General features: G+C 74.7%; 29 protein-coding genes and 2 pseudogenes. 16 read left to right on the top strand and 15 right to left on the bottom strand.

Features of this window, described 5'->3' with window-relative positions; all coding sequences use genetic code 11:
* Window positions 1-441, bottom strand: a pseudogene (locus AB0B41_RS34760) (hypothetical protein); the annotation flags it as partial.
* Window positions 442-633: 192 nt separating this feature from the next.
* On the opposite strand from AB0B41_RS34760, the gene AB0B41_RS34755 reads away from it, so the two are divergent.
* Window positions 634-1,071, top strand: a complete 438-nt coding sequence (locus tag AB0B41_RS34755) for a DUF1707 domain-containing protein (protein WP_358210988.1) — start codon at window positions 634-636, stop codon at window positions 1,069-1,071.
* A gap of 22 nt (window positions 1,072-1,093) precedes the next feature.
* Here the strand turns inward: AB0B41_RS34755 and AB0B41_RS34750 are convergent, their stop codons facing one another.
* On the bottom strand, window positions 1,094-1,732 hold the full coding sequence (locus tag AB0B41_RS34750; protein WP_358210986.1) for a class II aldolase/adducin family protein: 639 nt from the start codon (window positions 1,730-1,732) through the stop codon (window positions 1,094-1,096).
* 273 nt (window positions 1,733-2,005) lie between these two features.
* Between AB0B41_RS34750 and AB0B41_RS34745 the strand changes: the two genes are divergently transcribed.
* Window positions 2,006-2,875 (top strand): L,D-transpeptidase, encoded by an 870-nt coding sequence (locus tag AB0B41_RS34745; RefSeq protein ID WP_358210984.1) that lies wholly within the window; start codon window positions 2,006-2,008, stop codon window positions 2,873-2,875.
* A gap of 20 nt (window positions 2,876-2,895) precedes the next feature.
* Window positions 2,896-3,735, top strand: coding sequence for a hypothetical protein (locus AB0B41_RS34740; protein WP_358210982.1), 840 nt, complete (start codon window positions 2,896-2,898; stop codon window positions 3,733-3,735).
* Between the two features lie 86 nt (window positions 3,736-3,821).
* Here the strand turns inward: AB0B41_RS34740 and AB0B41_RS34735 are convergent, their stop codons facing one another.
* Window positions 3,822-4,778, bottom strand: a complete 957-nt coding sequence (locus tag AB0B41_RS34735) for an ATP-dependent DNA ligase (protein WP_358210980.1) — start codon at window positions 4,776-4,778, stop codon at window positions 3,822-3,824.
* 59 nt (window positions 4,779-4,837) lie between these two features.
* Complete coding sequence (locus tag AB0B41_RS34730) at window positions 4,838-5,413, bottom strand: type 1 glutamine amidotransferase domain-containing protein (protein WP_358210978.1); 576 nt, start codon at window positions 5,411-5,413, stop codon at window positions 4,838-4,840.
* Window positions 5,414-5,591: 178 nt separating this feature from the next.
* Between AB0B41_RS34730 and AB0B41_RS34725 the strand changes: the two genes are divergently transcribed.
* The gene (locus tag AB0B41_RS34725) at window positions 5,592-5,987 is read left to right on the top strand and encodes a hypothetical protein (RefSeq protein ID WP_358210977.1); all 396 of its coding nucleotides are present in this window, start codon (window positions 5,592-5,594) and stop codon (window positions 5,985-5,987) included.
* Between the two features lie 12 nt (window positions 5,988-5,999).
* On the opposite strand, the gene AB0B41_RS34720 is transcribed toward AB0B41_RS34725, so the two are convergent.
* The 5 genes from AB0B41_RS34720 to AB0B41_RS34700 are packed head-to-tail and all read right to left on the bottom strand — an operon-like array spanning window position 6,000 to window position 8,988.
* Window positions 6,000-7,343, bottom strand: a complete 1,344-nt coding sequence (locus tag AB0B41_RS34720; protein WP_358210975.1) for a sodium:proton exchanger — start codon at window positions 7,341-7,343, stop codon at window positions 6,000-6,002.
* Between the two features lie 3 nt (window positions 7,344-7,346).
* Complete coding sequence (locus AB0B41_RS34715; protein ID WP_358210973.1) at window positions 7,347-7,838, bottom strand: universal stress protein; 492 nt, start codon at window positions 7,836-7,838, stop codon at window positions 7,347-7,349.
* 56 nt (window positions 7,839-7,894) lie between these two features.
* A complete protein-coding gene (locus tag AB0B41_RS34710; RefSeq protein WP_358210971.1) occupies window positions 7,895-8,098 on the bottom strand; it encodes a hypothetical protein in 204 nt (67 codons plus the stop codon).
* Window positions 8,095-8,523: a DUF5313 family protein gene (locus tag AB0B41_RS34705; protein WP_358210969.1), complete on the bottom strand. Its 429-nt coding sequence runs from the start codon at window positions 8,521-8,523 to the stop codon at window positions 8,095-8,097. Before AB0B41_RS34705 ends, AB0B41_RS34710 begins: the two co-directional genes overlap by 4 nt.
* Before the next feature lie 42 nt (window positions 8,524-8,565).
* Window positions 8,566-8,988 (bottom strand): ATP-binding protein, encoded by a 423-nt coding sequence (locus AB0B41_RS34700; protein ID WP_358210967.1) that lies wholly within the window; start codon window positions 8,986-8,988, stop codon window positions 8,566-8,568.
* A gap of 189 nt (window positions 8,989-9,177) precedes the next feature.
* On the opposite strand from AB0B41_RS34700, the gene AB0B41_RS34695 reads away from it, so the two are divergent.
* From AB0B41_RS34695 to AB0B41_RS34685, 3 genes are all read left to right on the top strand, one after another.
* Window positions 9,178-9,714 carry a DUF6328 family protein gene (locus tag AB0B41_RS34695; RefSeq protein WP_358210965.1) on the top strand — a complete coding sequence of 179 codons (537 nt, stop codon included), beginning with the start codon at window positions 9,178-9,180 and terminating at the stop codon, window positions 9,712-9,714.
* Window positions 9,715-9,774: 60 nt separating this feature from the next.
* Entirely contained in the window at window positions 9,775-10,266 is a 492-nt protein-coding gene (locus AB0B41_RS34690; protein ID WP_358210963.1) for an SRPBCC family protein, read from the top strand.
* 91 nt (window positions 10,267-10,357) lie between these two features.
* Window positions 10,358-10,687 carry a DUF4235 domain-containing protein gene (locus AB0B41_RS34685; RefSeq protein WP_358210961.1) on the top strand — a complete coding sequence of 110 codons (330 nt, stop codon included), beginning with the start codon at window positions 10,358-10,360 and terminating at the stop codon, window positions 10,685-10,687.
* A 58-nt stretch (window positions 10,688-10,745) separates the two neighbouring features.
* Here the strand turns inward: AB0B41_RS34685 and AB0B41_RS34680 are convergent, their stop codons facing one another.
* Both AB0B41_RS34680 and AB0B41_RS34675 read right to left on the bottom strand, forming a co-directional pair.
* Window positions 10,746-11,234 (bottom strand): carbonic anhydrase, encoded by a 489-nt coding sequence (locus tag AB0B41_RS34680; protein ID WP_358210959.1) that lies wholly within the window; start codon window positions 11,232-11,234, stop codon window positions 10,746-10,748.
* A 312-nt stretch (window positions 11,235-11,546) separates the two neighbouring features.
* Window positions 11,547-12,911: a cation:proton antiporter gene (locus AB0B41_RS34675; protein WP_358210957.1), complete on the bottom strand. Its 1,365-nt coding sequence runs from the start codon at window positions 12,909-12,911 to the stop codon at window positions 11,547-11,549.
* 200 nt (window positions 12,912-13,111) lie between these two features.
* On the opposite strand from AB0B41_RS34675, the gene AB0B41_RS34670 reads away from it, so the two are divergent.
* From AB0B41_RS34670 to AB0B41_RS34655, 4 genes are read left to right on the top strand one after another with little or no spacing between them, the layout of a single operon-like run.
* Window positions 13,112-13,423, top strand: coding sequence for a hypothetical protein (locus AB0B41_RS34670; RefSeq protein WP_358210955.1), 312 nt, complete (start codon window positions 13,112-13,114; stop codon window positions 13,421-13,423).
* 10 nt (window positions 13,424-13,433) lie between these two features.
* Entirely contained in the window at window positions 13,434-14,942 is a 1,509-nt protein-coding gene (locus AB0B41_RS34665; RefSeq protein WP_358210953.1) for an AMP-binding protein, read from the top strand.
* A 16-nt stretch (window positions 14,943-14,958) separates the two neighbouring features.
* Window positions 14,959-15,984, top strand: coding sequence for a TIGR03617 family F420-dependent LLM class oxidoreductase (locus AB0B41_RS34660; protein ID WP_358210951.1), 1,026 nt, complete (start codon window positions 14,959-14,961; stop codon window positions 15,982-15,984).
* Window positions 15,981-16,748: an enoyl-CoA hydratase gene (locus tag AB0B41_RS34655; protein ID WP_358210949.1), complete on the top strand. Its 768-nt coding sequence runs from the start codon at window positions 15,981-15,983 to the stop codon at window positions 16,746-16,748. Before AB0B41_RS34660 ends, AB0B41_RS34655 begins: the two co-directional genes overlap by 4 nt.
* Window positions 16,749-16,755: 7 nt before the next feature.
* Here the strand turns inward: AB0B41_RS34655 and AB0B41_RS34650 are convergent, their stop codons facing one another.
* Window positions 16,756-17,133: a VOC family protein gene (locus AB0B41_RS34650; RefSeq protein ID WP_358210947.1), complete on the bottom strand. Its 378-nt coding sequence runs from the start codon at window positions 17,131-17,133 to the stop codon at window positions 16,756-16,758.
* 68 nt (window positions 17,134-17,201) lie between these two features.
* Between AB0B41_RS34650 and AB0B41_RS34645 the strand changes: the two genes are divergently transcribed.
* The 5 genes from AB0B41_RS34645 (at window position 17,202) to AB0B41_RS34625 (ending at window position 23,012) form a co-directional block, all read left to right on the top strand.
* Window positions 17,202-18,503, top strand: a complete 1,302-nt coding sequence (locus tag AB0B41_RS34645) for an alpha-amylase family glycosyl hydrolase (protein ID WP_358210945.1) — start codon at window positions 17,202-17,204, stop codon at window positions 18,501-18,503.
* A 29-nt stretch (window positions 18,504-18,532) separates the two neighbouring features.
* On the top strand, window positions 18,533-19,393 hold the full coding sequence (locus AB0B41_RS34640; RefSeq protein WP_358210943.1) for an NAD(P)-dependent oxidoreductase: 861 nt from the start codon (window positions 18,533-18,535) through the stop codon (window positions 19,391-19,393).
* Window positions 19,394-19,670: 277 nt separating this feature from the next.
* On the top strand, window positions 19,671-21,182 hold the full coding sequence (locus AB0B41_RS34635; RefSeq protein ID WP_358210941.1) for an ammonium transporter: 1,512 nt from the start codon (window positions 19,671-19,673) through the stop codon (window positions 21,180-21,182).
* A 423-nt stretch (window positions 21,183-21,605) separates the two neighbouring features.
* Window positions 21,606-22,181, top strand: coding sequence for a MarR family transcriptional regulator (locus AB0B41_RS34630; protein ID WP_358210939.1), 576 nt, complete (start codon window positions 21,606-21,608; stop codon window positions 22,179-22,181).
* A 90-nt stretch (window positions 22,182-22,271) separates the two neighbouring features.
* The gene (locus AB0B41_RS34625; protein WP_358210937.1) at window positions 22,272-23,012 is read left to right on the top strand and encodes a dienelactone hydrolase family protein; all 741 of its coding nucleotides are present in this window, start codon (window positions 22,272-22,274) and stop codon (window positions 23,010-23,012) included.
* An 11-nt stretch (window positions 23,013-23,023) separates the two neighbouring features.
* On the opposite strand, the gene AB0B41_RS34620 is transcribed toward AB0B41_RS34625, so the two are convergent.
* The 3 genes and pseudogenes from AB0B41_RS34620 to AB0B41_RS34610 all read right to left on the bottom strand — a co-directional run.
* Entirely contained in the window at window positions 23,024-24,295 is a 1,272-nt protein-coding gene (locus AB0B41_RS34620; RefSeq protein ID WP_358210935.1) for a geranylgeranyl reductase family protein, read from the bottom strand.
* Between the two features lie 132 nt (window positions 24,296-24,427).
* The gene (locus tag AB0B41_RS34615) at window positions 24,428-24,946 is read right to left on the bottom strand and encodes a DUF6069 family protein (protein WP_358210933.1); all 519 of its coding nucleotides are present in this window, start codon (window positions 24,944-24,946) and stop codon (window positions 24,428-24,430) included.
* A 150-nt stretch (window positions 24,947-25,096) separates the two neighbouring features.
* Window positions 25,097-25,788, bottom strand: a pseudogene (locus AB0B41_RS34610) (hypothetical protein); the annotation flags it as partial.

The raw sequence follows: 25,788 nt of genomic DNA, 5'->3' as shown, positions 1-25,788 counted from the left end.
CAGCCACGCCAGCCAGCCCAGCCGGCCCTCGAGCCCGGCGGCGCCGCCGCGGGCCACGACCTGGATCGCCAGCCCGGCGAGCACGGCGACGGCCGTGGTCACGTAGGCGACGCGCCGGTGCCCGCGCAGGATCGCCTCGGCCAGCGCGACCAGCGAGGGCACCACGACCGGCCCGAACGGGTAGCCGAGGGCCAGGTAGACCAGCAGGACCGCGGTGCAGCCGACCAGTACCGCGGGCGGGTGCGCCCGGCGGACGACGAGCAGCAGCGGGCCCAGCACGATCAGGGCGATCCCGAGCGCGTCGACGGGACGGGTCGCCGGCACGAAGCGCGACGCGTTGAGCGCGGCGACCAGCCCCACGACCAGCCAGGCGACCGGGGTCAGGACGGTGTGCGGCACGCTCTGCCACGAGCGCCGCAGCAACCCGACCCACCAGGACACACCCGCACCCTAGAGCGACGCGCGCCCCGGACGCGTCGGTCGGCGGGGGACCGGCGGCGTACTCCCCGGGGCGTACGCCGCCCGCCCGCGGCCCCCCTCCGGCGGCAGCGCAGGTCCCGCCCGCGGGCCGACGTGCGCGCCGCCCGTCCCCGGCACCGTGGAGGCACACCACGAGAACAGCCGGGGGACACCATGAGCGAGAACACCGACAGCACCGCCCGCCTCCGCACCGACGCCGCGGTGCGGCTCTCCGACGCCGACCGCGAGGCCGTCGCCGACCGGATCCGGGCGGCCGCCGCCGAGGGCCGGCTGACCCTCGAGGAGGCCGACGAGCGGCAGCAGGCCGCCTACGCCGCGAAGGTCGAGGCGGACCTGACCCCGCTGACGGCCGACCTGCCGGCGCCGCCGCCCCCGACTCCGGGCCTGCGCACCCTGTCGCCCGACGCCCGGCGCCGGCTGATGGTCCACGCGGGCATCGGCCTCGCCGTGGTCCTGCTGGTCCTGGTGCGCTGGATCGCCGGCCCGGTGTCGTTCTTCTGGCCGGCCGGGCCGATCTTCTGGATCGTCGTGAGCATCGCGGCGCACTACTGGTTCGCCACCCGCACCACATCAGCCTGTGAGTGGCGATAGTCGCTATAGCGACTATCGCCACTCACAGAGGTGGTTGCCCGTAGGTCCGCAGCTTCTCGCCGACGGCGGCCAGCTCGTCGTCGGCGAGGAGCGTGGGCTCCCCGAGCAGCCGGGCCTGGTGGTAGAGCCGGCACAGCCATTCCAGCGTGACGGCCCGGTCGTACGCCCGAGCCAGGGTGTCGCCGCAGGTCGTGGCGCCGTGGTTGCGCAGCAGGACCGCGCTGCGCCCCGCCATCGCCCGCACGCTCGCCCCGGCCAGCTCGGCCGACCCGTACCGCTCGTAGGGCGCCACCCGGACCGGCCCGCCGAGCTGCATGACCAGGTAGTGGATGCCGGGCAGCTCGTCGACCAGCGTGGACAGCGCCGTCGCGTACAGCGGGTGCGTGTGGACGACGGCCCGCTCCTCGGTCCCCGCGTAGACGGCAAGGTGCATGGGCAGCTCGGACGAGGGCCGCGGCCCGTCCTCGACCGCGCGCCCGTCGAGATCGACCACGCACACCCCCGCGGGGGTCAGCACGCCGTAGTCGACGCCGGTCGGCGTGATCGCGACGAGGTCCCCGCGCCGCTCGCTCACGTTGCCCGAGGTGCCGACCGTGAGCCCCGCGGCGGCCATCCGCCGGCAGCACTCCACGATCCGCACCCGCTCGTCCGCCAGCAGCACGCCGTCTCCTTGTCACGCTCCGTCATCCGGTCCGCAGCGATGGTAACCGTCCGTGGTGCGGTGGGTACGCCGCTCGGCGCGCCGGGTGCCGGGCGAACGGCGGGATACGACCGTCCGTCGCATGATCGACTCCGTCCGTCGGAACGCAGAGCGATCATGGCGGGACGGCCCGTCACCTGATCGTGGAGCCCTCGTTCATTCGATCGTGCACAGCGCGTCGGAAGCCTCCCCGGTCCACGCCGCCGCCCCCGCCAACCGGTCGTGGGGTGCGTGATGGCGAACCACACCCTGCCCCCGCGGGCCCGCCGCTCCGCGCCGCGCCGCGGGCGTGCGCGGTCCGGCCTCGTCCTCTGGGTCGGCTTCGGCGTCGTGGCCCTGCTGGCGATCGTCCTGGTCGTCGGGCTGCTGCTCGGCGGCGCCCCGTCGCCGGCCGCGCAGCAGGGCGGCACCGCCGCCGGCGCCGACCCGGTCGCGGCGGCCGTCGAGCCGGCCTCACTGAAGGAGAGCACCACCTACACGACGCTGCAGGGCACCGTGCCCGACCCCGCGCCGCAGGAGACCACGGACGGCCGGGTCGCGCACCCGGTCCGCGAGACGGTGGTCCACGACGCGCCCGGCGGGACCCCGATCGCCCGCATGCCCGTGACGCAGATCGGCGACACGTGGCTCCCGGTGATCGCGCAGCAGGGGGACTGGGCGCAGGTCCTGCTGCCCTCGCGGCCCAGCTCGTCGACGGGCTGGCTGCCGCTGGCCGACCTCGACGTGAAGACCACGCCGTACCGCATCGCCGTGCACCTGGGCTCCATGAAGCTCGCCCTCTACGAGGACGGCGCGACGCTCGCCGAGTGGACGGTCGGCATCGGCAAGCCCTCGGCGCCCACGCCCACCGGCCGCACCTTCCTGCTCGGCGCCTTCAGCGACGACCAGCAGAAGTACTCGCCGGTGATCCTGCCGCTGGGCACGCACAGCCCCACCCACGACACCTTCGGCGGCGGCCCGGGGACCGTCGCCATCCACACCTGGCCGACCGACGACGTGTTCGGCACCGCCACCAGCGACGGCTGCATCCGCGTCCCCGCGGACGCGCTGCGCCAGCTCACCGAGGTGCCCCTGGGCACGCTCGTGACGATCGACGAAGCATGATCCAGAAAGGGACCCGACGCGTGAAGACCTCCAAGTTCGCCGGTGCCGGTGCGGCCGCGGTGGGTGCGGCCACGGCCGCGGCGGTGCTGCTGCTGGGCTCCACCGCCGCCGCGGCCGAGCCCTCCGTGGACTCGTCCGCCTACGTCTTCCGGACGGACGGCCTGCTGTCGATCAGCCCGAGCCCGTACGCCGAGTCCCGGGACGGCGAGCACGACCGGCAGAGCGTGGCCGACGTGACCGCGCTCCCGCTGCACGGCAAGCCCGGCATCGGCCTGTCCGCGCTGGTCGCCGAGGCCGAGGGACACCGGGCCGAGGCCACCGTGGCGAAGGTGAACCTGCTCGACGTCCTCAAGGCGGAGACGTTCCGGACCTGGTGCGACGGGGCGGACGGCGGCTCGGCCGGGGTCGACCTCGTCGACGCGTCGATCCTCGGGACGCCGGTGAAGGCGCCCCTCGAGGAGGAGCGGTTCGACGTGTCCCCGCTCCTGCAGATCACGCTGAACCAGCAGGACCGCGACGACGACTCGATCACGGTCACCGGGTTCACCCTCACCCTGGTGCCGGGCCAGGACCGCAGGCGCGACCTCACCGACGAGGAGAAGGAGGTCGCACCGGACCTCGTCGGCCTGGTGACCGGGCAGCTGCCCGACCTGCAGAAAACCCCGCTGAAGACCGTCGACGACCTGCTCAGGGCGCTCTCGCCGAAGGGAGACCTGCTGAAGATCACCGTCGGGTCCGCGACCTGCGCACTGGAGGACGACAAGGAGCACGACGAGCCGGCGGTGAAGAAGCACGAGCCGGAGCCCGGCGAGGCGCCGCGCCCGGAGGTCGTGCGGAAGAACCTGCCCGTGACCGGCTGACGGGGGCCGGACGGGAGGTCGGGGGCCGGGGCTCGCGTGGGGGACGCGCGGCCCCGGCCCTGTCCGTTCTCCGGGATCGGCCGGGATCAGCCCTCGCGCGCTGCGTCGGATGCGGCACGCTTGCGCCGCTTGCCCTCGTGCATCGCCTGCACCCGGGCGACGGGGATCGCGTGCCCCTCCTCGAGGAGGTCGGCCGGGAGCTCCTGCGGCTCGGCCAGCGCCTCGGTCCAGGAAGGCCGTCCCGCCAGCAGGTCCGGTGCGGTGCGGAGGGTGAAATCGGTGGGGGAGACGGCGTCGAGCTCGTCCCAGGCCAGCGGGAAGGACACCGGCAGTCCGGGGCGGATGCGCGGGCTGTAGGCGGCGACCACGGTCGCGCCGCCCGCGCGGGTGGAGTCGACGAAGACCTTGCCCTCGCGCTCCTCGCGGAGGAAGGCGGTGGTGGCGATGCCCGGGTCGAGCTCCTCGGTCCGCGCGGCCAGGGCGCGGGTGGCGGCCGCGGCGTCGTCGAACGGGGTGGCGGCGAGCGGGACGACGATGTGGACGCCCTTGGAACCGCTCGTCTTGAGGGCCCCGGTGAGTCCGGCGCCGGCGAGCGCCTCGCGCACCAGGTGGGCCACCGCGACGACGGCGGGGAAGCCGGCACCCTCCGGCGGGTCGAGGTCCAGCACGAGCTGCGACGCGTGCGAGGCACCGACGGTGAACAGGGCCGGGTGGTACTCCACGGCCCGCTGGTTGGCCAGCCAGAGCAGGGTGCGCCGGTCGTCGCAGAGCGCGTACCGGACCTCGCGGCCGGTCTGCGAGCGGATGACCGTGCTGCGCACCCAGTCCGGGGTGTAGCGGGGGAGGTTCTTCTGCATGAACGGTTCCTGGCCCGGCCGCACCCGGATCACCGAGAGCGGCCGGTCGGCCAGGACCGGGACCATCCGGTCCGCGACGGCGTCGAGGTAGTCGACGAGGTCCCGCTTGGTCGCGTCGTCCCCGTCGACGAGGGGGGAGTCCAGGCTCGAGAGCGCGACACCCGCCCGTTCCTCGCCCGCCGTCACGTCGGGCCCCTCATGAGCACCTCGTCATGCAGGCATCATGGCCCGGCGCGCGGCCGGGGTCACGCGGTGGCGCCCTCCGGGTGGACGGAGTGCTCGCCCTCCGCGAACTCCTCGACGATCTTCGCGCAGAAGGCCTCGAGGTCGCCGGGGTTCCGGCTGCTGACGAGTCCCTGGTCGGTGACGACCTCCTCGTCGACCGGGTTGCCGCCTGCGTTGCGGATGTCCGTCCGCAGGCTCGGGAACGACGTCAGCGTGCGGCCCTTCACCAGGTCCGCCTCGACCAGCGTCCACGGCCCGTGGCAGATGACGCCCACCGGCTTGCCGGCGGCGAACACGTCCTTGACGAACTTCAGCACGTCCTGGTCCATGCGCAGGCGGTCCGCGTTGACGGTGCCGCCCGGCATGATCAGCGCGTCGTAGTCCGACGCCGACACCTGAGAGGCCACCTTGTCGACCGGGTAGGTCCCGCTCGGCGAGATGTCGGAGTTCATCGACTGGATGGCGTCCCCGGAGATCGACACGATCTCGGTGGTGGCCCCGGCGTCCTCGACCGCCTTGCGCGGCTGGGTCAGCTCGACCTCCTCGACGCCGTCGGTCGCGAGGATCGCGACGCGCTTGCCGTCCAGTGCGCCCATCGTTGCTCTCCTCTCCGGGCCGCGGTGGGTCCGCGGCCTCGGGGCGGCGATACCCGTACGGGCGTCCGCTACACCCCCCGCAGGGCGTCGCGGTGTGTCATGGTGGGGCCACGCACGTTGAGCAGGCAGCGTCGCAGCCGCCCGCGCGAGCCGCGGGACCACCGACGAAGGGGGCGACGTGCGCACCTCCGCCGAACCGTGCGCCGAACCCGTCATGGCGCTCTTGCGCGTGAAGGCGCCGGCCGACGTGGACCCGCACGTCCTGGAGGCCGCCCTCACCCGCGCGCTCTGCACGGACGCCGACCGCCCGCTCACCGCCGAGCTGGAGTGGGTCCCGGCCTGGCGTCCCGCCCCGCACGCCACGAAGCGGCGGTTCGTGTTCGTCGCCGTGCTGCGCGGGTCGCGGCAGACGGGGGCCGAGGAGCTGGCTGCGGCGGCGGAGCGCTCGGCGAAGCGGGCGCTGAAGCGGATGTTCGGAAAGTCCACCAGCGCGAAGGCGCGCCCGGCGGCGGACCCGGAGGTCGCGACCTTCTGGTGCGCCTTCCGCGGCACCCCGCACAAGATCACGGCCTGACGGCGCGGACCCTCAGGCCGGTTGCTCGGCGAGCCGCTCCGGGTCCGTCCGCATGCCGTCGCGCACCAGACGCGGCAACGCCCGCCGGCGCCGCACCAGCTGCGCCACCCCGAGCACCGCGTAGACCCCGGACAGCACGAGCGAGACGGTGTGCACGGTCTCGGTCGGCAGCGAGATCGATGTCGCGAACTGGATCGCGAACAGGACGACGAGCGCGACCGCGCCACGCCAGCTCAGCCCCAGCGTGACGAGGAGGCTCACCGCGAAGAAGGACTGGGTGCCGGTGAGCAGCAGCTCGACGCGCTGCTGCTCGTCGAGGGGCAGGCCGTGCAGCGAGCCGGACGAGATCGCGAACACCAGCGGGAGCGTCCCCACCAGCAGCGTCCACTGGTTGACCTTGCTGGAGAGCAGCGTGCCGAGCGCGTCGCCCGCCTTGAGCCGCTTCGCGTACAGGCAGGCGACGATCAGCTCGGGGGCCTCGCTGGCGAGCGGCGCCACCCACTGGACCAGCACGAACCGGTCGACCCCGAGCTCGGACCCGGTCTGCACCAGCCCGTCGGCGAAGTGCTCGGCCGTGGCCAGGATGATGAGTGCGGCGATCGCGAAGAGCACCCCGTAGAGCCAGCGCCGGGACACCGCCGGGCGCTCGGCGACCCACTTCGCGCTGCCGTGCAGGTCGGGTTCCTCCGCGGGGAACTGGGCGAGACGGATCGCGTAGGCGACGAACACGGCGACGAGCACCAGCGTGTCGACCAGCGTCAGGGTGCTGCGCAGGGGGAGCGTCAGCGAGTAGAGCGTCGCGATGCCGAGGAACACGACCTCGGCGGAGAGGGTGCGCGGCAGCCGCACCCCGGCCCGGTCGCCCTCGCGCCCGCCGCCGGCCCCGTCCCGGCGGCCCTGCCGGCGGGCGGCGAGGATGGCGACCAGCACGACCAGCGGCCACCCGATGCCGACCAGCACCCGGTTCGCGCCCGTCATGTTGGCCAGCGCGAGGGAGCAGGGGTTGCTGCCGCCGGGATCGGGTGCGCAGTGGCCCTGTTCGGCGAAGATCTCGCCGGCGCGCATGGTGAACACGAAGTCGACGGCGTACTCGGGCAGCACCGCCAGCAGGGCCAGGATCGCGAGAGCGAGCCCGGCGCTCATGTCGACCTGCGCGGCCTCGCCCGCCCAGGACAGCACGAACGCGGCACCGACGATCGCCAGCCCGTAGACCACGACGGCGGCGGGGGCGGGGAGCTCGGGGTGCGGGAGCCCGAGCAGGCTCGCCGCCCCCAGGTACAGGCCCGGGAGCGCGAGGACCACCGCGGCCGAGAGGGGCAGGGGCGGACGGCAGCCGGGCGGGTTCGAACGGGCCACGGGTCAGCGCCCGGCCACCGGGACGAGCACGACCGGGCAGCGCGCGTGCTCGGTGCACCGCCGCGCGACGTCGTCGAGCCGGCCGCCGATGTGCCCCAGCACCAGCAGCTGGGCCGCCGTCGCGTGCGAGAGCAGGACGGTCGCCGGATCGCCGCGCTCCGCCACGGTCCGGACCTCGACCTCCTCGTCGGTGGCCCCGAGGGCCTCGTCCAGCCAGCCCTCGTGGTCCTCGGCGAGCGGGACGACGTCGACGACCACGTCCCGCGTCCGCGCCTCGGCCACGGCCCAGCGCAGGGCGGCGCGGGACTGCGGCGACCCGTCGAGCCCGACGACCAGGGCCCCGAACGGCGTCGACGGCGCGGGGGTCGTCAGCGTCTCCGGGGGCGCGTCGGGGCGCAGGGCGTCGTGCCGGTCGCGGGGATGGAACCCGGTGTGCGGGTCGTGCTCCTCGCGGCGCCCCGGGGCGCTGCCCGGGTCCGACAGGGTCGGGATCATCGCGCTCTCCTGCGGGCGTTCGGTGGGCTTCGACGGGGCTTCGGTGGAGCGCTCGGTCAGTCGGACGGCTCGGCCCCGGGCCCGTCCGAGGCGTCACCACCCGGCTCCACGTCCTGGCGGTGGGCCGGGCGGGGGTCCTCCTCCTCGTCCCGGAGCTGGTCGACGCGGTGCCCGAGCACCTCCTCCTCGAGCCGGTCGACCGTCTCCTCGGTGTGGGTGGGGTGGGTTCCGTCGGTGGTGTCCTCGGGGCGCTGGGTCATCGCGTGCCTCCGTTCGTCGGGGTGGGACTGCGCGGCGGGCCGGTCGGCCCGCCGGGGTAGGTGCCGGGCCCACGCCGGCCCCGCTTGCGGCGTTCGCGGCGGATCGCGGCGGCGGTGCCCTCGGGGTACCCGGCCTTGATCGCCCGGTGCTCCGCCGCGGCCTCGACGAACGCCACGGAGTACAGCAGGCCGATCACCGCGCCCATCACGACGGCGGTGGCCCGGATCGCCGGGGAACCCGGGACCAGCAGGTAGAGGGCCACGCCGAACGGGGCGATCTGCACGACGGACCGGATCAGGTGCCGGAGCACCCAGGTGGGGGCGGTGACGTCGTGCAGCACCCAGGTCCGGTGCCGGGCGGGGAGCCCGGCGCCGAACGCGTAGGCCAGCCAGCGGAAGGGGCCGGGGCGCACGATCTCGGTCATCGCCCGGGGTACCCGGTGCGGGCGCCCCGAACCGCCGCGGGCTCAGGCGGCGAGCTCGACATGGACGGTCTTCCCGGGGTCGTCGGCGTCGTGCACCTCGTAGCCCCAGTCCCGGCACACCGCCTGCACCACGAGCAGCCCGCGGCCCCGGGAGGCGTGCGGGTCCCGGCTACGCGGCTCCGGCGGCGCGGTGCACCCGTCCCGCACGAACACGTGCAGCACCCCGGGCTCGCGGTGCACCGTGATCTCGAAGGGCGTGCGGGCGTGGTCGACCACGTTCGCGACCAGCTCGGTCACGACGAGCAGCACGTCCTCGGCGGTCTCACCCTCCACCCGCCACGCCTCGAGCACCGGACCGAGCCGCCTGCGCACGCCCGCCGGGGCGTCGGGGGCGGGGCCGTAGCTCCAGCACACGTGGCCGCCGGCGGCGTCGTCCTGCGTGGTCGCAGCTCCGATCGAGGTCATCCCGCACCCCCTTCCCCGTCGTCACCACTCGTCGGTCGAGGGCGTACCCCCTCGGCTCCCGCGGCATACGCACCGGCCGCGATCGACTTGACACGGCGTGCCACCGGCCCACTGCGCTCACCCGTTCGTGTGAAACGGGAGAAAGCGGGTACAGGAGAGCGGCACCGGCCGAGGCGGGAGGAGGGACGCATGTCCGTGACGGCGACGGTCACCGACGAGACCGAGGACTGGAACACCCGGCACCGCGCCGAGGGTCCGCTGAACCGCGCGGACCGGAACTTCGCGGAGCTGCTGCAGGAGCTCCGGGTGGTCTTCACCGGCGTGCAGATCCTGTTCGGCTTCCTGCTCACGATGTCGCTGAGCGAGCGGTTCAAGGAGCTCGACGCCATGCAGCACGCCCTGTTCGTCGCCACCCTCGCCGGCGCGGCGGCGTCGTCGACGCTGATCGTGGCGCCCGTCGCCGCGCACCGGATCCTCTTCCAGCGCAACCGCAAGCGCGAGCTCGTCCGGGCCGGGCACCGGCTGGCCATGGCCGGGCTGGGCTTCCTGGCGCTGACGCTCGCCGCGGGGCTGATGCTGGTCCTGGACATCGCGGTGGGGCGGCTCGCGGGGATCGTCGGAACGGCGGCCCTGCTGAGCGCCACGGTGGTGCTGTGGGTGCTCCTCCCGCTGCACCTGCGCCGTGAGGCGCGCGCCGCCCCGGCCCTCGCCGATCCGGAGGCCTGATCCGGGGTCCGATTCGCGGTCGCCGGGTTTCCGCGGCACGGCCCGAGGTATTCGACTCCCATGTCCACCAACGTTCTGGAGAGCATCGACGTCGAGGTCCCGGTCAGCACCGCGTACAACCAGTGGACGCAGTTCGAGTCGTTCCCCCGCTTCATGGGCGGCGTGGAGCGCATCGAGCAGCTCGACGACACGCGGACGCACTGGGTCACGAAGATCGCCGGGGTCCAGCGCGAGTTCGACGCGGAGGTCACCGAGCAGCACCCCGACGAGCGGGTTGCGTGGAAGTCGGTGACCGGCCCGCAGCAGGGCGGCGCCGTGACCTTCCACCGCATCGACGAGACCCACACCCGGGTCACCCTGCAGCTCGACTTCGAGCCCGAGGGTGTGGTCGAGAAGGCCGGCGATGCGCTGGGGATCGTCGGCAAGCAGGCCAAGGCCGACCTGGGCCGCTTCAAGGAGTTCATCGAGTCGCGCGGTGCCGAGGAGGGCGCCTGGCGCGGCGACGTGGACCGGGCGCCGCAGCAGGGGGAGACCCCGCCTCCGCCGGCCTGACGCACGCACGAGTTCGACGGCCCGTCCCGTGTGGACGGGCCGTCGGCGTTCTCGGCGTGTGACCGGCGGCGACGCGGGGTACGTGCCCGGCATGAGCGGCACGAAGAACCCCGACCGCAAGCCCGCCGAGCTCGGCGACGACCTGCCGGGCGCGCTGAAGATCGCGTACAAGCCGGTCGGCCTGGTGTCCGGCGTGATCGGCGGCCTGATCGCCGGCCAGGTGTTCAACCAGGTGTGGAAGCGGGTCTCGAACGAGCCGGACACCCCGCAGCCGCTGTCGCGCGACTACGGCACCAAGGAGGTCCTGATCGCCGCGACGCTGCAGGGCGCGATCTTCGGGTTGATCAAGACGGCGGTCGACCGGTACGGCATGAAGGCCTACCACCGGTTCGTCGACAAGCCGCGCCCGGCGACGCGCTGACCCGACCGGCCCGGCCCGCCCGGTGACGTCCACCGGGCGGGCCGCGTCGTGCCCGGGGTCAGACGACCTCGTTGAGCTTGCCCGTCGACACGTCGAAGACGAAGCCGCGCACCGAGTCCTTGCGCGGGACGAACGGATTGGCCTTGATCCGGGCGATGGACTGGCGCACGTCGTCGTCCAGGTCGGGGAAGGCCTCGGCGGACCACTGCGGCTTGATGCCGGTGTCGTCCTGGATCGACCTCTTGAAGCCGTCGTCGGTGAAGGTCAGCATCCCGCAGTCGGTGTGGTGGATGAGGATGATCTCCTCGGTGCCGAGCAGGCGCTGGCTGATGGCCAGGGAGCGGATCTCGTCGTCCGTCACGACGCCGCCCGCGTTGCGGATGACGTGCGCCTCGCCCTCGTTGAGGCCGAGGATGCGGTAGACGTCCAGCCGGGCGTCCATGCAGGCCACGACGGCGACCTTCTTGGCGGGCGGCAGGGGGAGCGGGCCGGAGAAGGTCTCGGCGTAGCGGGCGTTGTTGGCGAGCAGGTCGTCCGTCACGGACATGGGGGTCTCCTGGGTTCGGCGGTGCTGTCGGTGCTGTCGGTGCTGTCGGCGCCGTCGGCGCCGTCGGTGCTGTCGGCGCCGTCGGCGGGGTCGCGGAGCTCGTATCCGCGACCGGGACACGAGACGGCCGCGCGGCGGGCCCGGACCGCCCGGACGGGGCAGGGGCGCCTACGCGGCCCGGGGACAGAACTCGTCGAACTGGCACACGCGGCGGCTCGGCCAGAAGAACTCGAGCCGCATGCGCATCACGCGATGAGTCAACCGCACCCCGGGAGCCCCGGCAACCCGCTCCGCCTCACCCGTTCGGGCCGGTCAGGGGGCCGTGTCGCCTCGTCGCCACCAACGGCTCCGGGCCTGCGCCCGGGAGGTCGGCGCGACGGCCGGGCCCGGCCCGCCCGGTGCCGCGGACCCGGGGACGTCGGCCCCGCTGCCGGCCCCGCCGTCGGCCCCGCTGTCGGCCCTGCCGGCGCCGGCGGTGCCGGTCTCGGGCACCGAGGTGCGCCCGTAGTGCCGCGCCACCAGCCCCGTCGACAGCCCGTGGATCACGATGCTCGCGACGACGGCGACCACGGTGACGGCGAGCACGAAGTCCTTCTGCGGCCCGGCCAGGTCGATGAACGCGAGCATGCCGAACACGAGGGTCGCGATGCCCCGTGGTCCCGCCCATCCGAGGACGAGCCGGTCCCTCGCGGGGACGTCCGTGCGGATCAGTGCCAGGGCGACGGGCAGCATCCGGGCCACGGTCAGCGCCAGCAGCGCGTAGAGCACGACCTGCCAGGTGAGGGCCCCGCCGGCGAGGGTCTGGTTGACGATCGCGCCGAAGATGAACCACAGGGCCAGGGAGAGCAGCGTGCCGACGTCCTCGACGAGGTGCAGGGTCCCGGCGGGCAGCCGGCGTGCCTCCGGCTCGAAGAACACGCCGGCGACGAAGGCCGCCACGAAGCCGTTCCCGTCGACGAGGACCGCGGCGCCGTAGGCGAGGAGCGGGAGCACGAGCACCCCGATCCGCAGCGCCGACGACTGGGTCCAGCCGGCGTCGAGCGCCCAGCGCAGCACCCGCGCGGCCGCGGCGCCGACCACCGCGCCGGCGAGGACGGCCATGGCCAGCGACGGGAGGGCGTGCACCGCGGCGTCGGCCAGTCCCTCGCCGCCGACGGCGGTGGCCCCCGCGAGGGCGAACAGGAAGACCGGGGCGATGAGGCCGTCGTTGAGGCCGCTCTCGGCGTTGACCACCTGCCGCAGCCGCTCCGGGATCCGCCGGTCCCGGACGACGGCGACGGCGGGCGCGAGGTCGACCGGCATCACGACGGTGGCGAGCACGAGGAGGAGCCACGGTCCGGCGCCGCCGAAGAGGACCGCGCCCGCGAACCACGCCGCCAGCAGCGAGAGGGGCAGGGCGATCAGGAGGAGCCGCAGGGTGAGCCGCGGCTGGCGGCCCAGGATGCCGCCGGGGACCTCCGTGGCGTCGGTGAACAGCAGGATCGCCAGGATGCCCTCGACGACGTGCTCCGCCGACTCGAACTCGATGTCGAAGATGAACACCGGGTTCGGCCCGGCCGTGAGCGCGACCCCCGCGGCGAGCATCGCGAACGGCATCGTGACGCTGAACCGGGCGAGCCTGCCGGCGACGAGCGCCCAGGCGAGCAGGATCAGCATGATGACGACGAGCGCGAGCATCGGTCCCCCAGGCGTCGGCCCACCGGCCTTCGCCGGGAGTCTGGCACCCGGCTGTTCGCGACTCCACGGCCCGGCGTGACGGGTGATCTCCGGCCGGTCTTCCGTGTGGCCCGTCCGGGTGGCATTGTGACGCTGACGTCACACTCTCATTCGGGGCCGCCCACCGGGGCGGCCCGCTCGTCGACACGGAGGGCGCCGCGATGAAGCCGCGCATCGGCACGACCCTGGCCAGCACGACCGACGCCACGACCGTGGTCGTGGTCCGGTGGGGGGACGCGGACGTGGAGGTGACCTGCGGGGGCGCGCCGATGGTGGACGCGAAGGGCCCGGAGGCGGGCACGACGCGCCCGGCCGACCCGGACCAGCAGGCGGGCACCCAGATGGGCAAGCGCTACGCCGACCCCGACCTCGGCATCGAGCTGCTGTGCACGAAGGCCGGCGCGGGCACGCTCGCGGCGGGTGGTGCGCCGCTGCCGCTCAAGGACGCCAAGCCGCTGCCGGCCTCGGACTGAGGCGGCGGCGGTGAACCTGTCGGTGCTGCTGGACATGGCCGCCGAGGGCTTCGGCGACCGCGTCGTGGTCGGTACCCGGGCGGAGGGGCTGACGGCCGGGCGGGTCCGGGAGCTCGCCGCGGGCGGTGCGACCCTCGTGGCCGAGTCGGGCGCGGACGCGGTGCTCTACCTGGCGGTCAACGGGCCGGCGTTCCCGGTCGCGCTGTTCACCGCGGCCCGGGCCGGGGTGCCGCTGGTGCCGGTGAACTACCGCCTGGGTGCCGCGCAGCTCGACCTCCTGATCGCGCAGCACCCGAAGGCGCTGGTGATCGCCGACGCCGCGCAGGCGGCCGCGGCCGAACGGGCCGGGCTGGCATTCCGCACCCCGGCCGAGTTCCTGCGGGACGCCGCCGCGGCCGTCCCGGCGGAGGAGGGGTTCGTCGACCCGGACTCGGCCGCCGTCACCATCTACACCTCGGGCACCACGTCGGCGCCCAAGGGAGTGGTGCTGCGGCACGCCAACCTGGTGTCCTACGTGCTCGGCACGGTCGAGTTCGCGGCCGCCGAGGAGGCCGAGGCGGCGGTGATGAGCGTGCCGCCGTACCACATCGCGGCGGTGTCCAACGCGCTCACGAACCTCTACGCCGGGCGCCGGGTGCTGGTGCTGGAGGCCTTCACCCCGGCCGGCTGGATCGACCTGGTGCGGACCGAGGAGGTCACGAACGCGATGGTCGTGCCCACGATGCTCGCCCGGATCATGGACGAGCCGGGGCTGGACCGGGCGGTGCCGTCGCTGCGGTCGCTGGCCTACGGCGGGGCGGCGATGCCGCGCCGGATCGTCGAGCAGGCCCTGGCCGAGTGGCCGCACGTGGGGTTCGTCAATGCCTACGGGCTCACCGAGACCTCCTCGACGATCACCGTGCTGGGCCCGGACGAGCACCGGGCGGCGCTGTCGTCGTCGGACGAGGCCGTGCGGGCCCGGTTGTCCTCGGCCGGGCAGGCGGTGCCCGGGATCGAGATCGAGGTCCGCGACGAGGACGGCACGCCGCTGCCGGCCGGCGCGGCGGGGCGGATCTGGGTGCGCGGGGAGCAGGTGTCCACCGAGTACGCCGGGCGCGGCTCCTCGCTCGACGGCGCGGGCTGGTTCGACACCCGCGACCAGGGCCGGCTCGACGCCGAGGGCTACCTGTTCGTGGAGGGCCGGGTCGACGACACGATCATCCGCGGGGCGGAGAACATCGCGCCGGCCGAGATCGAGGACGTGCTGCTGGCCCACCCCGACGTCGCCGACGCCGTGGTCGTGGGGGTGCCGGACGAGGAGTGGGGGCAGCGGATCGAGGCCGTGGTCGTCGCCCGCCCGGGCACCGAGCTCGACGCCGCCGCCCTCGACGGGCTGCGCGAGACGGTGCGGGCCACCCTGCGGAGCTCCAAGACCCCCGACCGCATCACCGCCTGGCCCGAGATCCCCCGCACCCCCACCGGCAAGCTGCTCCGCAGGGACGTCGTGGCCGGCCTCGCGCCGGCGGAGCAGGTCCGTTGAGCGTCCGGAGGTCACCGTGAAGATCGACACCGGCCTGCCCCTCGCCGGGCCGGCCGACCCGCGCGAGGCCGCCCGCCACGCCGAGGAGGCGGGGTACGACGCCCTGTGGGCGGCCGAGGTGAAGCACGACCCGTTCGTCGCGCTGACCCTCGCCGCGACCGTCACCGAGCGGGCCGAGCTCGGCACGTCCATCGCGCTCGCGTTCGCCCGCAACCCGATGAGCCTCGCCGCCACCGCGAACGACCTGCAGGTCCTCAGCGGCGGTCGGCTGCTGCTCGGGCTGGGCACGCAGGTCAGGGCGCACATCACGCGGCGGTTCTCGATGCCGTGGTCGCGGCCGGCTGCGCGGATGCGCGAGTTCGTGCTGGCCCTGCGTGCGATCTGGGAGTGCTGGGCGGACGGCACCCGGCTGGACTTCCGCGGCGAGTTCTACACGCACACCCTGATGACGCCGATGTTCGTGCCGGAGCCGCACGGGTTCGGCACGCCGAAGGTGCTGCTCGCCGGCGTCGGCGAGGCGATGACGCGGACCGCGGCCGAGGTGGCCGACGGTTTCCTCTGCCACGGGTTCACCACCGAGCGCTACCTGCGCGAGGTCACCGTGCCCGCGCTCCGGCGGGGCCGCGGGGGCGAGCTCGGCGACTTCCAGCTCGTCGGGCTGCCGATGATCGCCACCGGACGGACCGAGGAGGAGCTGGCGCGGGCGGTGGCGGGCGTGCGCGCGCAGATCGCCTTCTACGGCTCCACGCCCGCCTACGGCGGGGTGCTGGACCTGCACGGCTGGGGTGCGCTGGGCGAGGAACTGCACGCCTTGTCGACGCAGGGGGAGTGGGAACGGATGGGAACCGTGATCGACGACGCCGTGCTGAACGCCGTCGCGGTGGTGGGCGAGCCGGAGATGATCGCCCCCGAGCTGCTCCGTCGCTACGGCGACCTCTTCTCCCGCTGCTCGCTGTACACACCCTGGGACGCCGACGCCGCGCTCGTCACGGGGATCGCCACCGAGCTGCGCCAGGGTGCGGCCGAGGAGGGACAGGCATGAGCGTCGTCCGGACCGAGGACCGCGGGGCGGTCCGCATCGTCACGATCGACCGGCCGGAGGCACGCAACGCCTTCGGCGGCGAGGTGATCTCACAGCTGTACCGCGCGCTCGTCGACGCGGACTCCGACGAGGGCGTGCTCGCCGTGGTCCTGACCGGCGCCGACCCGGCCTTCTGCGCCGGCGTCGACCTGAAGCAGGCCGCGGCCGAGGGCGAGGCGTACTTCCGCCGGCACCGGGACGAGCCGGTGATCGCGCAGACCGGCCGGATGCGGAAGCCGATCATCGGCGCCGTCAACGGGGCGTGCTTCACCGGCGGCCTCGAGCTCGCGCTGGGCTGCGACTTCCTCGTCGCCTCCGAGCGGGCCGTCTTCGCCGACACCCACGCCCGGGTCGGCGTCCGGCCCGGGGGCGGGATGACGGCCCGGCTCCCGAGCGTGGTCGGGATGGCGTGGGCGCGGCGGATGTCCTTCTGCGGCGAGGTGGTCGACGCGGCGCTGGCGCTGCGGATCGGTCTGGTCACCGAGGTCGTGCCGCACGAGCGGCTGCTCGACCGTGCCGTGGAGCTCGCGACCGCGGCCACCGAACCGCCCGCGGACGTGCTGCAGGCGGTCAAGCGGATGTACGTCGAGGGCTCGGGGGCGCCGGTGCAGGCGGCCCTGGAGACCGAGCGGGCCATCGCCGAGGCCGGCTCGACCGACCTGGCCGCGCTGGAGGAGCGCCGGCGGGCGGTGACGGCCCGCAACCGGGCGCAGCTCGCCCGGTGAACCCCCGTCAGTGCTCCAGCACCAGGCAGAACGGGTGCCCGGCCGGGTCGAGGTAGACCCGGAAGTCCGACCCGGGCTGCACCTCGTGCTTGCGCGCGCCGATCGCGAGGACCCGGGTCTCGCCCTCGTCGAGGTCCGGGACGTCGAAGTCGAGGTGGGCCTGCTGCGGGTGGGCGTCGCCCGGCCAGTCCGGTGGCGTGTGCCCGGGCGCGAGCTGGAAGGCGAGCGTGGCCCCGCCGCCGGCGACGAGCTCCACCCAGTCGGTGCCGGGTGCCTCGTCGCCGGCGCGGATCGGCCAGCCGGTGAGCGCGGAGTAGAAGCGGGCGAGGCCCAGCGGGTCCCGGGTGTCGAGGGCGGCCACGGAGAAGGTCGCGATCGCGGTCATGGGCCGACCGTAGGGCGGGGGGAGTGTCCGGCCCAGCGAGTTCCGCCGTCGTGGGGAAGGGTGGCGGCATGCACGACCGGTGGATCGACCACGCCATCTGGTGGCACGCCTACCCGCTCGGCTTCGTCGGCGCCGAACGCGACGCGCTCCCGCCCGGCAGCCCCGTGGCGCACCGCCTCGGCCGGTTCGGACCCTGGCTCGACTACCTCCTCGAGCTGGGGTGCTCCGGGCTGGCCCTCGGGCCCGTCTTCGCCTCGGAGACCCACGGCTACGACACCGTCGACCACTTCCGGATCGATCCCCGCCTCGGCGACGACGCCGACTTCGACGCCCTGGTCGAGGCGGCGCGCTCCCGCGGCGTCCGGCTGCTGCTCGACGGCGTGTTCAACCACGTCGGCCGCTCGTTCGCGCGGTTCCGGGCTGCGGAGCAGGGCGACGCCGACGCACGGCGCTGGTTCCGCTGGGAGGGCGACGGGCCCGCCACGTTCGAGGGGCACGGCCGGCTCGTCTCCCTGGACCACGACGAACCCGCCGTGCAGGAGCACGTCGCCGCCGTCATGCGGCACTGGCTGGGCCGCGGCGCCGACGGCTGGCGGCTCGACGCCGCCTACCAGGTGCCGACCTCGTTCTGGCGGGCCGTGCTGCCGGGCGTGCGCGCGGAGTTCCCCGACGCCTGGATCGCCGGCGAGGTGATCCACGGCGACTACGCCGCGATCGTCGCCGAGTCCGGGATGGACTCGGTCACCCAGTACGAGCTGTGGAAGGCGATCTGGAGCGCGTTCAACGACCGCAACCTCTGGGAGCTCGCCCACGCCCTGGAGCGGCACTCGGCGATGGTGGAGTCGTTCGCGCCGCTGACCTTCATCGGGAACCACGACGTCACGCGGCTTGCGAGCCGGCTGGACCGCACCGACCACATCGGGCACGCGGTGGCGGTGCTGATGACGGTCGGGGGCGTGCCGAGCGTCTACGCGGGCGACGAGCAGGCCTTCACCGGCGTCAAGGAGGAGCGTGAGTTCGGCGACGACGCCGTGCGCCCGCCCTTCCCGGACACCCCCGCCGGGCTCGCCCCGTTCGGCGCCCCGGTGCAGGAGCTGCACCAGCGGCTGATCGGGATGCGGCGCCGGCACCCGTGGCTGGTCCGCGCCCGCACGACCGTCGAGCACCTCACCGACACGACGATGGCCTTCCGCTGTCGCGCTGATCCGGACGGTCCCGGCGGCGAGCTCGTGACCCTCCTGTCCGTCGACGACGAGCCCCGGCGTTTCCCCGACGAGCTCGGGGGGCGGACGCTGGAGGACGTGCACGGCGGCACGCCCGACGAGGCGCTCCTGCTCCCGCCGCACTCGTGGCGCGTGCTCGCCCCCTGAAGAACCCCGAGAGAGCTCGAGGAGGACCGATGACCGCAGTGACCGTGCTCGGGACCGGGATCATGGGCGCCGGGATGGCCGCCAACCTGGCGAAGGCGGGCCTGGACACCACCGTGTGGAACCGCACGCCGGACAAGGCGCGCCCGCTCGCCGAGGCCGGCGCCACGGTTGCCGAGGACCCCGCCGACGCCGTGTCCGGCGCGGACGTGATCGTCACGATGCTGTTCGACGCCGACTCGGTGGCCGAGGTCATGGAGCGGGCGCTCCCGGCGGCGAAGCCGGGCGTGACCTGGGCGCAGACCGCGACCGTGGGGCTCGAGGGCACCGACCGGCTCGCCGCGCTGGCCGGCGAGCACGGCGTCGCGTTCGTCGACGCGCCCGTGCTCGGCACCCGCCAGCCCGCCGAGGCCGGGCAGCTGGTGGTCCTCGCGGGCGGCCCGGCGGAGGTACGCGAGGCCGTCGCCCCGGTGTTCGACGCCATCGGCTCGCGCACGGTCTGGGTCGGCGACCGGCCGGGGGACGGGCACCGGCTCAAGCTCGTCGCCAACTCGTGGGTGCTGTCGATCGTGACCGCGACCGGGCAGGCCGTCGCGCTGGCGCAGGCGCTGGGGATCGACCCGCAGCAGTGGCTCGACTCGATCGCCGGCGGGCCGCTCGACAGCGGGTACGCGCAGCTCAAGGGGAAGGCGATGATCGCCGGCGAGTTCCCGCCAGCCTTCGCGCTCGACGGCGCCGTCAAGGACTCCGGCCTGATCGCCGAGGCGCTCGCCGCGAACGGGGTCTCCGACGGGCTCATGAGCGCCATGCACGACCGCTTCGCCGCGGCCGCGGCCCGCGGGCACGCCGACGAGGACATGGCGGCGGTGCTGCACGGCTTCCGGGAGGAGTGAGCGGGCGCGAACCGCGCGCGGAACCGGCGGGGAACTGCCCATCGTGATCGCGCGTGCACGGACAGTGGAATGTGTCCGGAATCGTGCTGCGAACCATTCGCGAAAGGGGTTACCGGTTCGTTAACATCCGTGCGGCCGTCCGGAACCGGAGGGCGCCCGGCCTAGGCTGGCCGCGCGTCGGAGGACACCGGCGTGGACGGCACGGCACGGAGAAGGCGGTGGTGGGCAACATGATCGGCGGTACACCGGGGCCGGTTCCCCGAGCCTGCGCCCCCGCGTGAGCGCGAACACCGGCGACACCGCCTGGGTGCTGGCGAGCGCCGCCCTGGTCATGCTGATGACGCCGGGGCTCGCATTCTTCTACGCCGGAATGGTGCGGGCGAAGAGCGTCCTGAACATGCTGATGGCCAACGTCGTCTGCCTCGTGGTGGTCGGCCTGGTCTGGGCCGTCGTCGGCTTCGACCTCACCTTCGGCGACGACGGGGTCTCCGGCCTGATCGGCTCGGTCGGCGCGGCCGGGGACCACTGGTCGGTCACGCAGCTCGCCGGGTTCGCCGGCGACGGGGTGCCCTGGCCGGGCGAGCACGCGGTGCCGGTGCTGGCGTTCGCGATGTTCCAGCTGATGTTCGCGGTGATCACGCCTGCGCTGATCTCCGGCGCGGTCGCGGAGCGGACCCGGTTCTGGCCGTGGGTCGTGTTCGTGGCGCTGTGGAGCGTGCTCGTCTACGCGCCGGTCGGCCACTGGGTCTTCGCCTTCGACGGCTTCCTCGCCCCCGACGCGGTCGGCGGGTGGATCGCGAACCGGCTGCAGGCCGTCGACTTCGCGGGCGGCACCGTCGTGCACATGAACGCCGGAGCCGCGGCGCTCGCGCTGGCGATCGTGCTGGGCCGGCGCAAGGGCTGGCCGGACGTCGTCGCCCGGCCGCACAACCTGCCCTTCACCGTGCTCGGCGCGGCGCTGCTGTGGTTCGGCTGGTACGGGTTCAACGCCGGGTCGGCGCTGTCCGCGAACGGTCTCGCCGCCATGGCCTTCGCCAACACCACGATCGCGACCTGCGCGGCCGTGCTGGCCTGGCTGCTCGTCGAGCAGCTGCGGACCGGGCGCCCGACCACGCTCGGCGCGGCCTCCGGGGCCGTCGCCGGGCTCGTCGCGATCACCCCCGCCTGCGGGTTCGTGGACCTCTGGGGTGCGATCGCGATCGGGGTGGTGGCCGGCGTGATCTGCCCGTTGGCCTGCGCGCTCAAGTGGCGGCTGCGGCTCGACGACTCGCTCGACGTCGTCGCGATCCACCTGGTCGGCGGGCTCGTCGGCACCCTGCTCGTCGGCGTGTTCGGCACCACCGCGGTGAACGCCGCGCTGCCGGCCGACGGCCTGGTCCACGGCGGCGGGTTCACCCAGCTCGGCCGGCAGGCGATCGCGGCCGGGGTGGTCGCGGGCTACTCGTTCGTCGTCACGCTCGGCCTCGGTTACCTGATCCGGTGCACCATCGGGTTCCGGGCGTCGGCGGAGGCCGAGGCGGGTGGGCTGGACCTGCACGAGCACGCCGAGACGGGCTACGACGTGACCTCCACGCGCAGCGGCATCGGCCCCGACGGCGGCGCGGACGGTCGCGTTACGCCCGGACCGCTGCCCGTCCCGCGGCACGCGACCGACCCGGGCCGCATTCCGCTCCAGGCCCCGCCGATCCTCCTCGACCCGTACCGGAACCGGGGAGCCGATCCCCGCCACTCCCGCGACCTCGGCCCCGCCTCCCGGGGCGTCCCCGCGCCCCGCCGGGAACAGGGCTGAGCGCGCGTCGAGGGCCCCGAGCACCGGCCAGGATCGCAGAGCGTGACCACTGTCACGTCGGACGACGGTATTCGGTCGGCGCCATTCGGGCGGGACGCGGAAATGACGGCCGCATTCCTGTGCGTCTCGCCGATACTCGCCCTGGTACATCGTGGAAAACGCCGGGAGGGTCGCCCGAATGACTCCCGGGACGTCTGAGCGGACCGTGCGCGAACGGCTGCGCCGAGCGCACGACCTGCCTCACCAGCGGTGATCATGGCACTCCATATCGTCGCGAAACGATTGTTCGGCGGATAGCCGCACACCGTCGACGCGCTCGTCCCCGAAAGGTGTGTGAGGATGCCCTAACAGGGTCCGAGGGGTGGAGCGAGGAGGACGGGGAATGCGGCACGACGCCGAGTCGCGGGTGGACGGCGGGCGACGTTGAGCGACACGTCCTGTGCCGACCGCGCCCGCACGAGCACCGATCACGAGGACCGTGCCGCCCGGATGGTGCACGCCCACGACAGCGCGACCGAGCTGCCGGTGCGCGCGGACGGGGTCGCCGCGCTCGGGACCCGGGTGCACCTGTTGGGCGCCGGCGTCGAGCGTGTGGTCGAGGTGATCGCGCGGCGGCAGCGGATGCGGTCCACCGAGGTCCACGCGCTCGTGGTGATCGCGGCCGCGGAGGCCGGGGGCGTCCCGGCGACGCCCGGCGACCTCGCGCAGACCCTGCGGCTGACCACCGGTGCGATCACCGGGATCGTCGACCGGCTCGTCCGGCCCGGACACGTCCGCCGCGACCCGGACCGCGCCGACCGCCGCCGGATCCGGCTGGGCTGCCGCGAGGCCGGCCGCGCCGTCGCCGCCGAGCTGCTCGACACCCTCGGCCACCGGGCGTCCGGTGTGGTCGGCGCGCTGAATGCTGACGAGCTCGCCGTCGTCGACCGGGTCCTCGGCGAGCTCGCGACCGCCCTCACGGCCTACCTGCTCTCCCCGGAGGCCCGCGGGCGGTCCTGACCGGCTCGTTCGCCCGCAGCTGATCGCCCCACCCCGCTGCGCGTCCTAGGCTCGGCCCACCACTCCCGACCGCCGATCGACGGAGGCCGCATGCCCCGGACCGCGCTGACCATCCCGGCCCCCGACGGCGAGTGCGCCGCCACGCTGCACACCCCGGAGGGGGAGGGGCCCTGGCGGGGCGTGCTGATGTACCCGGACGCGGGCGGGGTGCGGGAGATCTTCCTGGGGATGGCCGACCATCTCGCCGATCTCGGCTACGCGGTGCTGCTCCCGGACGTCTACTACCGCGCGCGCGGGTTCGCGCCCTTCGACGTCGCGACGCTGTTCAGCGACCCGGCCGAGCGGGCGCGGATGGGGGAGCTGGCCCGGCCGCTGACCGCGGAGGCGATCGGCGCCGACGCCGCCGCCTATGTCGACGCCCTGCTCGCCCGGCCCGAGGTCCGCGGCGACGCCGTCGGCACCACGGGGTACTGCATGGGCGGCCGGGCCTCGCTGATCGCGGCGGGCGCGCTGGGCGGCAGGGTCGCGGCGGCGGCGTCGTTCCACGGCGGGCGGCTCGCGGTGCCCGACGACCCGGACAGCCCGCACCACCGCGCCGCCGACGTCCGGGCGACGGTGTACGTCGCCGGGGCCCAGGACGACGCGTCGTTCGGGCCGGACCAGTTCGCGCTGCTCGACGAGGTCCTCACCGCAGCCGACGTGCGGCACACCGTCGAGACCTACCCGGCCGGGCACGGCTTCGCGGTCCCGGACAACCCCACGCACGACGCGGACGCCGAGAAGCGGCACTGGGCCGCCCTCGCCGACCTCTACGCGGCCGCGCTGCCCTGACCGCCGCCCGGTCAGCTCCCCAGATCGGCGGCGGGGAACGGCCGGCGCTCGTCGAACCGCAGGGAAAGCCGGCCGGCGGCCCGCCAGGCGCGCGCCACCAGGTCCGTGTCCTCCTCGGTCACCAAATTGCCCATGACCCGCAACGCGACCCGCATCAGCGGCGTCGAGCGCATGCCGACGGGACCGGCGAGCGGGAGCAGCCGGGGGATCGTGAGCAGCCCGGCGAGTCGACGGGCGATGGAGAAGGCCTGGCCGTAGTGCCCGCGCAGGGTGGCGGGCCAGGCCCGGTCGAGGTCCTTCTCGGTGGCCGTCAGCTCGGCGACGAGCCGGCCGGTCTCCAGGCCGTAGTCGATGCCCTCGCCGTTGAGCGGGTTGACGCAGCCCGCGGCGTCGCCGATCAGCGCCCAGTTCGGCCCGGCGACCCCGGACACCGCCCCGCCCATCGGCAGCAACGCGGAGCGGACCAACCGGACCGGCCCGTCGAGCTGCCAGTCCTCGCGGCGCAGGGTCGCGTAGTGCTCGATCAACGACCTGAGCTGGACGCCCGCGGGGCGCTTGTCGGTCGCGAGCGTGCCGACTCCGATGTTGACCTCGCCGGTGTGCAGCGGGAACACCCAGCCGTACCCGGCGAGCACCTCGTTCTCGGTGCCCCGCAGCTCGAGGTGCGAGGAGATCCAGGGGTCGTCGTGCCGGCCGGAGCGGATGTAGCCGCGGGCCGCCACGCCGTAGGCGGTGTCCTTGTGCCACTCCCGGCCGAGCACCCGGCCGAGCGTGGAGCGGGCGCCGTCGGCGACGACCAGGCGCTCGCAGCGGATCGTGGCGCTCCCGCCTTCGGCCAGCGCGAACGTGACGCCGGAGACCCGCTCGCCGTCGCGTTCCACGCCGACCGCCTTCGCGCCCTGCACCGGCACGGCCCCGGCCTCGAGGGCGACCTCGCGGATCCGGGCGTCGAGCTCGGTCCGGGCCACCGCGCTGCCCTCGGACGGCAGCGACCCGCCCGGCCACTCCAGCAGCAGTTCCTGGCCGAAGCCCGCCGCCCGCAGGCCACGGTTCGCGCCGTGCCCGCGCACCCACTCGCCCAGCCCGAGCCGGTCCAGCTCCGCGATCGCGCGCGGGGTGAGCCCGTCGCCGCAGGTCTTGTCCCGGGGGAAGACCGCGGCATCGGCCAGGACGACGTCGAGACCCTGCCGGGCGGCCCACGCGGCGGCCGCGGACCCCGCAGGCCCGGCCCCGACGACGAGCAGGTCGGTGGACCCGGGGACGGGGCTGGGATCAGGCGCCATGCCACCAGTGTGACAAGCGGAGATCGCCGTGGCCGCCGAGGGCGGTCGTGCTCACAGGCCCGGTTCGCGAGCCCGCGCGCGCGGCGACGCCCGGGCACCCCTTCGGCCCGGGCGTCGCCCCGACTCGCGCGCTCAGACCTCCCGGGCGCGGGCGGCGATCCGCATCGAGGCGGCGGCCGCACTGCCGGTGAGGGTGGCGACGGCGAGACCGATCACCAGGTGCACCGCGGCGAGGGCGAGCGCCGCGCCGAGGGACGCCGTGGTGACGAAGGGCAGGACGACGGCGACCGCGGTGCCCAGCCCGACGATCCAGCCCAGGTACTCCAGCGGCCGCGGGGTCGAGAGCAGCAGGAGGTGGGCGATGCCAGTCGCGGCCAGGGCGGCCGTCGCGGCGAGGGTGCAGAGCAGGACGATCCCGGCCGTGCCGAAGGTGCCGGTGACCAGCGCGTGCGCCGCCGGGACGAACCCCGCGACGACCCGCACGACCAGCGCGCCGACCAGTCCGGCCAGCGCCGCCACCACCGCGGTGGCGAGCCCGCCAGACCACAGCCGGCCCCCGTCGGCCGCCGGGCGGGCCGGGCGCGGGGACGGGATGCGGACGGTGGGGTCGACGGTCTCCGGGGTGACGGCGAATCCGTAGGGGGCGGTCATGGCGAGCCTTCTTCCGGCCTTGCGCGGGTGGTTCCCGCGGCACGGGAGAAGGGTCGCGCCGCGGCGCGGCCGGCACCGTCGGGCGACCGGACGGCCCGCCGGTCGATCCCGGTGTCGGACGATCGGGGGACGGCGGGGTCGGCCGGCCGGTCAGGCCCGGGCGGGCACCGCCGGGGTGGCGGGGAGCAGGGACCGCATGGCCAGCGCCCCCAGCACCGGACCCGGGAGCAGGACGAGGAGCGCGGCCGACCAGCCGCCGGCGGCGGCGACGAGCGGGACCACCTGGATGCTCACCGCGGTGAGCAGGAAGCCCAGCGCGGTCTGCGTGGTCAGCGCGGTGCCGACGTAGCGGCGGTCGGCGACGTCGCTCAGTGCGCCGGTGAACACCCCGGAGTCCGCGACCACCGACGCGCCCCACACCGCGCAGAACACGACCAGCCCGAGCGTTCCGGCCCCGACCATGACCGGCGACAGGAGGCAACAGGTGCCGCTGACGGCCAGCGCGGTGATCGCGACGGGCGCCGGCCCCACCCGGTCGGCCATCCGGCCCGCGACCGCGCAGCCCACGGCCCCCGCGAGACCGGAGGACGCGAACACGACGAGCTCGATCGGCAGCCCGCCCGACCCCGGGGTCGCGGCCGGGGCCGCGGCGAGGTAGGCGGGCAGCCAGGTCCAGAAGGCGTAGAGCTCCCACATGTGCCCGAGGTAGCCGCACACCACGAGCCGCGGCCCGCGCTCGCGGAGCATCGCGTCCCGCTCCGCGCGGTCCGGCTGCCAGCGCGGGACCAGGCCGGAACGGGTGGGTTCGGCGAGCACGCGCTCCAGCTCGTCAGGCGGGAGGG

This window comes from Pseudonocardia sp. NPDC049154 (assembly GCF_040648315.1).
In the GTDB taxonomy this organism is placed as follows: Bacteria; Actinomycetota; Actinomycetes; order Mycobacteriales; family Pseudonocardiaceae; genus Pseudonocardia.
Note: the sequence above shows the minus strand (reverse complement) of the source record. Positions and strands in the feature narration are given on the sequence as shown.